10 protein-coding genes are annotated in these 10,676 nt (G+C 57.0%); 8 read left to right on the top strand and 2 right to left on the bottom strand.

The features are described 5' to 3' along the window. A partial coding sequence (locus tag ACFE0K_RS11895; RefSeq protein WP_434536269.1) for a SurA N-terminal domain-containing protein occupies nt 1-772 on the bottom strand: 772 nt, incomplete at its 3' end. Then, on the bottom strand, nt 765-3,047 hold the full coding sequence (locus ACFE0K_RS11890; protein WP_434536268.1) for an LPS-assembly protein LptD: 2,283 nt from the start codon (nt 3,045-3,047) through the stop codon (nt 765-767). The genes ACFE0K_RS11890 and ACFE0K_RS11895, both read right to left, overlap by 8 nt. Before the next feature lie 88 nt (nt 3,048-3,135). Between ACFE0K_RS11890 and ACFE0K_RS11885 the strand changes: the two genes are divergently transcribed. The 8 genes from ACFE0K_RS11885 to ACFE0K_RS11850 form a co-directional block, all read left to right on the top strand. Continuing rightward, on the top strand, nt 3,136-4,140 hold the full coding sequence (locus ACFE0K_RS11885) for an aminoglycoside phosphotransferase family protein (RefSeq protein ID WP_335627878.1): 1,005 nt from the start codon (nt 3,136-3,138) through the stop codon (nt 4,138-4,140). Next, nucleotides 4,137-4,802 (top strand): N-acetylmuramate alpha-1-phosphate uridylyltransferase MurU, encoded by a 666-nt coding sequence (gene murU / locus ACFE0K_RS11880; RefSeq protein WP_434536267.1) that lies wholly within the window; start codon nt 4,137-4,139, stop codon nt 4,800-4,802. The genes ACFE0K_RS11885 and murU overlap by 4 nt, the downstream gene beginning before the upstream one ends. Before the next feature lie 88 nt (nt 4,803-4,890). Next, nucleotides 4,891-5,565: a ribulose-phosphate 3-epimerase gene (gene rpe / locus ACFE0K_RS11875; RefSeq protein ID WP_434536266.1), complete on the top strand. Its 675-nt coding sequence runs from the start codon at nt 4,891-4,893 to the stop codon at nt 5,563-5,565. Nucleotides 5,566-5,593: 28 nt separating this feature from the next. After that, entirely contained in the window at nt 5,594-6,199 is a 606-nt protein-coding gene (locus tag ACFE0K_RS11870; protein WP_434536265.1) for an NlpC/P60 family protein, read from the top strand. A gap of 212 nt (nt 6,200-6,411) precedes the next feature. Continuing rightward, a complete protein-coding gene (lysM, locus tag ACFE0K_RS11865) occupies nt 6,412-6,855 on the top strand; it encodes a peptidoglycan-binding protein LysM (RefSeq protein ID WP_434536264.1) in 444 nt (147 codons plus the stop codon). Nucleotides 6,856-6,864: 9 nt separating this feature from the next. After that, nucleotides 6,865-7,248 carry a DUF2780 domain-containing protein gene (locus ACFE0K_RS11860; protein ID WP_372634098.1) on the top strand — a complete coding sequence of 128 codons (384 nt, stop codon included), beginning with the start codon at nt 6,865-6,867 and terminating at the stop codon, nt 7,246-7,248. 705 nt (nt 7,249-7,953) lie between these two features. Then, a complete protein-coding gene (locus tag ACFE0K_RS11855; protein ID WP_434536263.1) occupies nt 7,954-10,257 on the top strand; it encodes a hypothetical protein in 2,304 nt (767 codons plus the stop codon). A 1-nt stretch (nt 10,258) separates the two neighbouring features. Next, on the top strand, nt 10,259-10,676 hold a 418-nt coding region (locus ACFE0K_RS11850), incomplete at its 3' end, for a hypothetical protein (protein ID WP_434536262.1).

Genomic DNA, 10,676 nt, shown 5'->3' with positions numbered 1-10,676 from the left:
GGCTCGGCCATGGGGCCGCCGGGCGCCAGCCCAGGGCGCCGCCTTCCAGGGCTGTGGGACCGTAGGATTCCGACGTGGCAAGTTGCTGGAAGTCACTGCCCTGATTTAGGCGTTCCACGATGCTCGCGGCTTTCTGCTTGGCGGCCTGGACTTCCTCCGGGCTGGCGCCGGCGGGGAGCCGCACCAGAATATGGCCAAGGCGGAAGTCGGCTTCGAACATCTTCTTGCCCATTTCCGAGCTCAGGAAACGGTCCACTTCCCGGTCGGTGATGCGGATGCGCGAGGCAACGCTGCGCTGCTGCAGGCGGGAAATCAGCATGTCCTGGCGGATCTGCTCACGGAACTGGGCCCAGTCGTAACCGTCCTGGCGCAGGGCGGCGGCGAAATCTTCCAGGGTCATGCCGTTCTGGCGGGCAATGCCGGCCAGGGCCTGATTGAGGGTGGCATCGTCCACCTTGATACCGGCCCGGTCGGCCAGCTGCAGCTGCATGCGCTCAAGGATCATGCGATCGAGCACCTGCTCACGCATCACCGCCGGGGGCGGTAGTGGCTGGCCTTTTTCCTGGAATTGCAGGGCAATGGTGTTGATGCGCTCGTCCAGCTCGCTGGCCATGATGGCGCCGTCGTTGACCACGGCCACGATGCGGTCGAGCATCTGCACCTTGGCGTGGGAGCAGGCCGGCAACATCAGCACGGCCATGGCCAGCAGGCCAAGCAGGGTGTGTCTGGCATGCAGCGTGCGTCGTGCAGCGTGCAGCGTTCTATCAATCATACTGTCTCCTGTATCCCGGAATACTGCGCTCCAGCAGGGCGTCCACCTGGCCGCCGAAGCCACCCAGGCCGACCATCTGGATTTGTATCCAGATGGTGCTGTCGGCTTCGAGATCGCCATCGCCATCATCATCCACCAGTTCCCGCTGACTCAGCAGGCGCAGTTTCCAGCAGCAATTGCGGTATTCGGCCCCGGCCATGGTTTCCAGGGTGCGCTTGTTTTCCAGGTCGTACATCCAGCGGCCTACCATGCGCCAGTGGCGATGAATTGGCAGGATGCCGCTGAGTTCCGATTCGCGGATGTCGTCAGCAGGGCGGTCGTGATAACCCACATTGACCACTCGGCGTTCCCGGTCGTTGTAACCGATCTGGAAGCTGGAGCGTTCCCGCTCGTTTTCTTCCAGATCCCATTGGGCTTCTGTGTAGAGGTACCAGTCGCGGGCAAAGTTCCATCGGGCGTCACCCACCAGCGGGGTCTGGTCATCGGTGGGGTCTTCCACGGTCTGATCGGTGACCACCTTGCGGTCTTCGAAGTAGAAACCCTGGGCCAGCCGCAGCCGCAGTTGTTCGCGGCCGGTGGCATCATGGAGGAAACGGCTGGTCAGGCCCAGCGCCAGTTTTTCCTCGTCACCAATGCGGTCGTAGCCGATAAAGCGGTTTTCCCGGAACAGGGAATTGTAGGAGAAAGTGAGCTCGCGGCTGTCAAAGTTGGGCAGGAAGCCCTGATTCTTGAACGCCACCTTGTTGACGAACAGGCGCGGTTCCAGGGTCTGGGTGAAATCTTCACCAAACCAGCGGCTGGGGCGCTCGAAGAACAGGCCGGAATCCACACTGGCGCCCCAGGTGGTGATATCCGGATTGTCTTCCGCGTTGGCGTCCACACTGTCCAGCTCATAGCGGGTGTGATAAAGCCGGGCGCGGGGTTCCAGATAGCCCCAGGGTTGCTGCAGGCGCAAGTTCAGGGCCGGGGCCGCGTGCGCACGCAGGCCGGTGGCCTTGCCGCTGTCATCGGAGCCGCTGCGCTCGAAAGCCGTGATATCGGACAGCCACAGCCCTTTCAGAGGGCCATACAGGGTTGGGTCACCGGTGAGCTGCAACTGTGGCAGGCGGCGGTAGGGCAGATCCTGATCCGCCAGGGTCGGATCAATGGTCTGCCAGGACTGCATACGCCCCAGTACCTGCCAGGTGCGGCCGTAATAGCGGGCTTCCGCCAGCCGGGGCAGGTGGGTCTGGGAGCTGATTTCCAGGCCGGTGTCCAGATCCTTGAAATAGAAGTCGTCCGACACGTAATTGAAGTCGGTCTTCAGGTTCCAGCGGTTGATATTGCCGTTATGGGTCCAGCGGGCCACCTGCCGGTCTTCGTCATCGAACTTGCGGTCGTTGAACAGCACCCCGTAGCTGATGTCGCCTTCGCCCCAGGGCGTCAGGTAGCGGAACTCGGAATCCACCCCTTCGCCACGGCCATCAATAAAGCGGGGGCCGATGGTGGCATCCAGTTGTGGGTGGATGTTCACGTAGACCGGTTGGGTAATGTCCAGGCCGCCGCTGCTGTCACCGATCGCGATGGTCGGGAACAGCAGGCCGGTCTTGCGGCGATCGTCGATGGGGAAGGTGATCCAGGGCAGCCAGAAGACCGGCATGCTTTTCACCTTCAGCACCACATTGTTGGCTTCGCCCCAGCCCTTTTCCCGGTCCAGGAAAATACGCTCCCCCTCCAGGGACCAGCCATTGGAGCCCGGTGCGCAGGTGGTATAGCTGCCACGGGTTATCGTGGTGGTGGTCTCGTTGAGGAAGATGTAGTCGGCGCTGCCCCGCGCGGCGGTATCAAACAGGGAATAGCGCACCCCCAGCAGGCTGCCTTCCTTGCGGCGGGTCTGGCCGCTCATGCTGGAAGCAATGAAGGTGGCCCGGTCGCTTTCCAGGCGCATGCCGTTTTCCAGCTGGAACTTGCCGGTGGCCTGGTCCAGTTGCGCGCTGTCGGTGGTGATGCGGCTGCCGGGCTGTTCGATCAGCACGTCGCCGTCCAGCTCGATCAGGCCATTCTGTGACATGGTGGAGTGGTCGGCGGTGACCACGGTGTCGCTGCCTGCCACGGGAATGCCCACGGCCGGGTTATAGTAGATGCCGCCACACCATTCCGGGATGCTGCGCTGTTGCACGGCAGGGAACGTGGCCATTTCTTCGCGGTCAACCCAGTTCAGGTCGTTGTCCGCGGTGCTGGTGCCTGCGAGAAGCAGCAGGCCGGGGATAAGAATTCGTTGTACGGGCAGTGGCATCGGCTGCTCAGAACAGGTAAAAAGGCCGTTTTGTACAGCGGCGGTAATTCCGCTGTAAAAGCGGCAGTGTAATCGAACAAGGAAGGCAATGCAGCCTGATAAAAGTAAATCCGACAATAAGGCCGACCCCCGCAAGGTCGCCCTGGACCAGTGGGTGAGTACTTACCTCGGTGCCAGTGTGGCGGGTGAGCCGGCGTCCGCGGATGCCAGTTTCCGTCGTTATTTTCGCTATCAGCATGATGGCCGCAGCCTGATCGCCATGGATGCGCCACCGGCCCAGGAAGATTGTCGCCCCTTTATCGACGTGGCCCAGCGTCTTCAGCGTGCCGGCCTGCATGTGCCCGAGATCGTCCATCAGGATCTGGATCAGGGCTTCCTGCTGCTCACCGATATGGGCAATGAAACCTGGCTGACCGCTCTCAACGAGAACAATGCCGATGGCTGGTACAGCGCCGCCATCGATACCCTGATTTGCCAGCAATTGCATACCGATGTGAGCGGCCTGCCGGTCTATGACGATGCCCTGCTGCAGCGGGAGCTGGAGCTGTTTCCCCAGTGGTACCTGTTTCGCCACCGGGAAAAAGTGGTCACCGGCGAGCTGCGCCAACGCCTGGACCGGGTGTTCCATGTGCTGATCGAATCGGCCCTGGCCCAGCCGCAGGTCTTTGTGCACCGGGACTACATGCCCCGCAACCTGATGGTGTCCGACCCCAACCCCGGGGTGCTGGACTTCCAGGACGCCGTGGCCGGGCCCATCAGCTATGACGTGATCAGCCTGTTCAAGGATGCCTTTATCAGCTGGCCGGAAGAGCGGGTACTGGGCTGGCTGCGCCAGTATTTCGACAAGGCCACCGCAGCCGGCCTGCCGGTGCCAGCGGAGTTCGACACCTTTCTGCGCCACTGCGACCTGATGGGCGCTCAGCGCCACCTCAAGGTGATCGGCATCTTTGCCCGCATCTGCCATCGCGACGGCAAGCCCAAATACCTGGGCGACGTGTCCCGGTTCTTCGCCTACCTGCGCACCGTCATCGCCCGCCGCCCGGAGCTGGCGGACCTGGAATGGATCCTGGATCAGCTCGAGGACAACGAGTGAAAGCCATGATCCTGGCCGCCGGCTACGGCAAGCGCATGCGGCCACTCACCGACCACACCCCCAAGCCGCTGTTACAGGCAGGGGGCAAGGCGCTGATCGAATACCACATCGAAAAACTGCGCGACGCCGGCATCGACTCCCTGGTGATCAACACCGGCTGGCTGGGCGACCGGCTGGCCGCCACCCTGGGCGACGGTCGGCGCTTTGGTATCCCGATTACCTATTCCCACGAAGGCACCCCGCTGGAAACCGCCGGCGGCATTCGCCGGGCGCTACCGCTGCTGGGCGATGCCCCCTTTGTGCTGGTCAACGGCGATATCTGGACCGATTACGACCTTGGCAGGCTGGTGGCAGACCGGCCCGACCCGGTGCATCTGGTGCTGGCGGATAATCCGGACCACCACCCGGGCGGGGATTTTCATCTGACAGAAGGGGGCCGGGTGCGCGATAATGGCGAACCCAGGCTGACCTATGCCGGCATGGGGCGGTTCGATCCGGCCCTGTTCGCCAATATGCCCGACGGGGAAGCGAAACTGGCGCCGCTGCTGCGCGCCGCCATGGCAGACGATGCCGTCAGCGGTGAGAACCACCCCGGCCAATGGTGGGACATCGGCACCCCGGAACGCCTGGAAGAACTGGATCGATTGCTCAAGAACGCCTGATCCAGCGTTGAAACCGGTTTTGTAGGCGCGGTGGTTCGACCGCGATGAATGCACAGTCACTCGCAACTGTCTTTACTGAGGAATACTCATGCCCAAGCAGGATTATCTGATCGCCCCCTCCATTCTCGCGGCCAACTTCGCCCGTCTCGGGGAAGAGTGCGACGCCGTACTGGCCGCCGGGGCGGATGTGATCCACTTCGACGTGATGGACAACCACTACGTGCCCAACCTGACCATCGGCCCCATGGTCTGCAAGGCCCTGCGCGACCACGGCATCACCGCCCCCATCGACGTGCACCTGATGGTCAGCCCGGTGGATGACCTGATTACCTCGTTCGCCGAAGCCGGCGCCAGCTACATCACCTTCCACCCGGAAGCCAGCCAGCACGTGGACCGCTCACTGCAACTGATCAAGAGCCACGGCTGCAAAGCCGGCCTGGTCCTCAACCCGGCCACCCGACCTGACTGCCTGGAATACGTCATGGACAAGCTGGACATGATCCTGCTGATGAGCGTGAACCCGGGCTACGGCGGCCAGAAGTTTATTCCCACCACCCTGGACAAGACCCGCGTCGTGCGCCAGATGATCGACGCCAGTGGCCTCGACATCCGCCTGGAAGTGGACGGCGGCGTGTCCGAGAAGAACATCCGCGAAGTCGCCGCCGCCGGTGCCGACACCTTCGTAGCCGGCTCTGCCATCTTCGGCAAGGACGACTACGCCGCCGTCATCCAGCAAATGCGCGAGGAGCTGGCGCAGGCCTGAGGGCCTACACCGCTCAGGAGGGAACCGAATGGCCCTGCCGCTGCCTTATCCCTCCATGCGCTACACCCTTCCTTTTTTAAGTTGTCTACTACTCCTGCTGGCCGGCTGTGTCGGCAGGACGCCCGCTGGAGCGGAATCGGCCCCCGAAGGCCCAGCGACAACCCGTGCCAAGCAAAAAAACAGCTCGGGCAACGCAGCCCCGGACCTCCAGGCCCAGCAGGAACTGGATGCGCTGGTGGCAGAGGTCATGTCCGAAGCGCCTCCTCTGCGTGTGTCTCTGCAAGCCCAGCACGAAGACTGGAAAGGGGTTCCCTACCGCTACGGCGGCCTGAGCCCTCACGGCGTGGACTGCTCCGGCTTCGTCTACCTTACCTTCCTGTCCCGCCTGGGCATGCAGGTACCGCGCACCACCACCGAACTGCTGAAAAGCGGCGAAAAAGTCCGCCGTGATGACATCCGCGTGGGCGACCTGGTGTTCTTCCGTACCGGCCCCGGAAATCGTCATGTGGGTATCTACATGGGTAACGATGATTTCCTGCATGCGTCTACCAGTCAGGGCGTGATGACTTCCTCCCTGAGTAATCCTTATTGGCAACGCCGTTACTGGCAGGCCCGCCGCCTGGTGGGCCGCTGATCAATTGCTAACTTCTGCAAAATTATGTTGCTTTGCCGCCATGGTGCTTGGCTTTGTCACAGGGTGCGGCGAATAATCCTGACTGGCTTGGACGCCTTCGCCAACTCTGCCCCTTTTCTGCCGGTCTGTATCAGGATTCTTGCAGCAGCCAGAAATTGCATAGCGTTCACGGAAGCATCCAGGGTATTTAAATCATGGATCAAGGAAGTCTCATGGACCTGTTCAGCTTTGCAAAAGATATTGGCAAAAAACTGTTTGGTGACAGCGACGCGGATGCGGCGGAAAAGATCAAAGCCCATATCCTGGAAGACAACCCGGGCGTCAGTAACCTGACGGTCAGCTACGACGATGGCTGTGCCACCCTTGCCGGCGCCTGCGAAACCCGGGCCGCAAAAGAAAAGACCGTACTGCTGGCCGGCAACGTGGAAAACGTCGAGAAAGTGAAAGGCGACGATCTCACCGTGCCCGCCGAAGCGGCAGTGGAAGAGGTGGCCTACTACGAAATCCAGAAGGGCGACACCCTGTGGAAAGTGGCCAGCGAATTCTACGGCAACGGCGCCAAATACACCGCCATCTTCGAAGCCAACCGGGAAGTCATCAAGGATCCGGACCTCATTTACCCAGGCCAGAAAATCCGTATTCCCCAACAGGGCTAGGAGGCCGCCATGGAACTACTCAACCAGATCGTATCCACCCTGGGTGTCAGTGAAGATCAGGCCGCCGGTGGTACCGGCCTGCTGATGAAACTGGTGAAAGACAACCTGGGAGGCGGCGATTTCCAGAAAGTGCTGGGCGCCGAGCCGCAACTGGGTTCACTGATGGAGCAAGCACCGGATAGTGGCGGTGGCCTCATGGGCATGGCCGGTGGCCTGCTGTCCAGCATGGGCAACGACAAGCTGGCCGGTTTCGCCGAAATCGCCGGCGGCCTGCAGAAACTGGGCCTGGAAAAGGAAACCCTGATGCAATTCGCCCCCCTGGTGCTGAACTACTTCCAGCAGCAGGACAAGGGCGATATCGCCAGCCTGATCCAGAAAGCCCTGCCGTTCTAGAACGATCCCCTGCCGAACCGGCGGGATGCACTGAGCCTAAGGCGAGCTGCACCGGAAACGTGAAATGGTGTAGTTCGCAGGGCTCCATGCGCTCTACACTCTCGCTTCTCGCCAGCATTACCCCCCCAGCCCCACTCCTTTCCTCTGTACAGCGGAGCTCTGCTGCTTCGGCGCCCTTGCCCGGTCAGAACCTCCCGTTTTTCACTCGCGCGCAAGTTGAATTTGTAGGATATGGCTTGCATATTTTTGTAAGTTGCTGAGTTAGTGTTGTTTTTAGAAGAAAACGGTGGGGCTTTATAGTTTCTGGGCGACGCATGGAGCAAGACCTGACCCTCATTTTCCATGGGTCGGTTTAACTCTGGCAAATGATCATCATCGGGAATACGCATCAATTGGTGTTGTTCGGCAAAGAAAGAGGAAACATTCGGAGTTAGACTTCCCGTTTTCCGAAAAAATTTACCATTCGGGGAATGCGAGATATGCCCCCAATAATGTAATCTTGCAATTGGAGTAAGCATTGAGCGGGAGAAATTTTTGATTGATCGGTTAAAAATCTGGATTATTTCCAGGCCGTTTTTTTGGGTGTTCCGGACATGGTTGGGGAAAATTGTTTTTTTCTGCGAGCGCAGTGCATACAAGGGACGCGCATCAGTCACGAATGCAAAGGCTAATACCCGAATTATAGGATCCTTTACATGGATCGGGATGAAAAGCCTGCTTTGGGTTGTTTTGGGTTTGGCAACCTTGATTTCCGTTGAGGGTTACGTCAGAGACAACTTTTCTTGGCTCCCTCCACTTAGTGCAGCCGACAAAGAGTACAATGTAGATCAGCTTAGACTGTACGCTCAACTGCTTACTGCAATTTTCTCGATCTACTTCGCTACAATTGGCATTATACTGAGCGCCGGTTACACCAGGCTTCGCCGCGATATCATCCAGATGCTCACTAACGAGCAGGTGGGTAGCGTGTATTCTCGAGTTTTGGTGCTTTCTGCGATGTTCTGTTTGGCCGCAACGGCCTTGCCATTTTTTGGGTTCGAGTCCGGATTTTTCGTTTATTTCAGCGGTACGATTTTGACTCTGTTGAGCGCTTTGGCATTGTTTCCTTTTGGGCAGAGACTATTTAATTTCTTTGACCTGAATATACTGGTTCGTAGCGAAATACTCCCCAATATTGCACGTCATATAGAAGGTGCGGCTAACCGCAAGAATTCTAATTCATTAGCCAACCATCATTCAAAAGAAGCGCGACTGGCTCTTGAGCAACTCTCGTACATTGATGGTCGTGTAAAAGCTGATAAGGAGGGACTGAAAGACAATCTGCCTGCATTGACCGACGCCTATACGGCTTTGCTTCTGCACTACCTTCAGCGAAAGCACACAATAGACCAAGACAGCTATTGGTTTCCAAGGCGGAGTAAGTATAAGCAGTGGTTTTTTGCTGGCGATACAGTCCCTTCTATGGCGCTTCAGGCGAGTAGTCAACAGCCGCTGGTTGAAGAAAAACCAGTTCACCAATGGCTCGAAAACGAGATTGTAGAGAGGTTGGTTAGCCATGCTGAGCTCGCATTTCAAGCCGGAGACTTCGATCTTGCATTGAAGCTAATTGGTCGATTCTCGACGCGTATTTCTGCTTATGCAGAAGGATTTCAGTTCGAAAACGGAATGCAAGAGCTAAAGAAATTCAAGAAAATAATAGAGCAGGCGTTCGCTTCATCGAAACACGTAGCGGATGCTGAATCAGCGAAGGTACAGATTGGCATAGCAGACACATGGGCTGCGCTAGGGAGTAGCCTCTGCTTAGAAACACTACGCAGAATGATGACTTTTGAGAAGGAGCTCGAAACGTTCTTTGAGAATGACCAGTGGACCGAGAAGTCCTTGCGCCGTCTGCCCGCACTTTTGCAAGTAGAGCTTTCCTTCATCGTCGAGCGCGCCGAATTTGAGAAAGCTATCGAGGGGAGGCGTCTATCAAAGTCAAAATACGTCCAGCAGTTGGCGGTCCAAAAACTGTTGCAGAACTACGCAAAGATCATGCCCGAAGTATGCGACTTTTACCAGAGCTTGCTTCCAGAGTTTGTGGGATCGCTGTCAAAGTTGAAAATGTCCGAGTCCGCAACACAGGTTGTCCTGGCGAGCTTGCATAGTCATTGGAAAATGCCGCGCTGGTTCGGCGAACTTTCCCAACTCGTGGATCGGTATCATGGATATGAGCGCTACACCGAAGAGCAGTATAAACTGCCTGAGATAAACATTGTCGAGCTTATCCAAAATATTGATTCTGCTCGAGATGATGCAATTACCTGGCTAGGCAGTGGAAGCAAGGTCGAACATATCTTCGAACCAAAACACAACGATGAACTGCCTGATCATTTTGGGCAGATTTACTTCGAACTGGCGGAAGCATGCATAAGTGCTATTGAAAAAAACGATGGAGGTAAGTTGGACAAGGTTCTCCCGATGTTCATGTCCCTTGCGCTTCTAGCGGCGGATTCGAGATTTGCGGATCCATCATTGGATGTAAACAGCGAGTTCCGACTTCATCTGATTTCTTCAGTGATCAATGATTTGGCTTCAGTCTTAGGTTTTGCCATTCTTTACGGGGCGTACTTCGGTAACGATAAGTTGTCTGCGGGGGCGATAGCGAAGTTCGATGCTTGGATTGGGCACGCACCTGACAAACAACAGTACTTTAAGAGAATGGTGCTTCTCTCAAACCCGCACAGCTTTAGTTGGAGTGCGTCGCCGCGCGATTTAATCCGGATTAACTGGAAAATGTCGTTCGAGAACCGCGCGAGAAATGATGGTTATGGAGACCAAATGGGAATGGAGCGAGCGACGCTGCACCCAAACATAATCGTGAGGGAATTCTTGATGATGCATTCCGATGCGTCTCACCTTTTTTTCGCAAAACATATCGTGCCGCAACTCGGCCCAATCGACTTCGATGTCGATCACCGCATCACTGATTTTTCTCGTCGGTTGCGCGAGGAAAGTGAAGAGGTTTAGCATGAATATTCTTAAAGCCGAACCTTTGCCCAGGTACCATTATCATGATGCGAATTATGGGTTCATTGATCGAATATTGCTCAAAGGTGAACGAGAGAGGTCTGGTTTCAATCGTCGAATGTTTGATGAAGATTTTTCGAGATTGTTTCACTCAATAAATCGTCGAGGTGGCAATTTATTCAAAATCGTGTCGAATGACGACGAGCTAATGAAAAGGTTACTTGGTAACGTAAAGACGAGACATGCATCGCATTCGGTTGAAGAATCAATACGTAAGTTGGTGGAAGAAATAGCTCGGTCTCTAATTTGGTTCGGAAGAGCGTATTTTTTCCTTCACGATGATGCAGAGCAGGAAAAAATTCACGTGGCCTCCTTTAGCTCATACGGCGTTGTGCGCCTCTTTGGTACTTATGTTCAGT

It is taken from the genome of Alcanivorax sp., assembly GCF_051117345.1.
In the GTDB taxonomy this organism is placed as follows: domain Bacteria; phylum Pseudomonadota; class Gammaproteobacteria; order Pseudomonadales; family Alcanivoracaceae; genus Alcanivorax.
This window is presented reverse-complemented; position numbering and strand designations above follow the sequence as displayed.

Coding starts and splice junctions, on each gene's coding strand:
- ACFE0K_RS11890 (WP_434536268.1), bottom strand. CDS start 3,047: ATGCCACTGCCCGTACAACGAATTCTTATCCCCGGCCTGCTGCTTCTC.
- ACFE0K_RS11885 (WP_335627878.1), top strand. CDS start 3,136: ATGCAGCCTGATAAAAGTAAATCCGACAATAAGGCCGACCCCCGCAAG.
- rpe (WP_434536266.1), top strand. CDS start 4,891: ATGCCCAAGCAGGATTATCTGATCGCCCCCTCCATTCTCGCGGCCAAC.
- ACFE0K_RS11870 (WP_434536265.1), top strand. CDS start 5,594: ATGGCCCTGCCGCTGCCTTATCCCTCCATGCGCTACACCCTTCCTTTT.
- lysM (WP_434536264.1), top strand. CDS start 6,412: ATGGACCTGTTCAGCTTTGCAAAAGATATTGGCAAAAAACTGTTTGGT.
- ACFE0K_RS11860 (WP_372634098.1), top strand. CDS start 6,865: ATGGAACTACTCAACCAGATCGTATCCACCCTGGGTGTCAGTGAAGAT.
- ACFE0K_RS11855 (WP_434536263.1), top strand. CDS start 7,954: ATGAAAAGCCTGCTTTGGGTTGTTTTGGGTTTGGCAACCTTGATTTCC.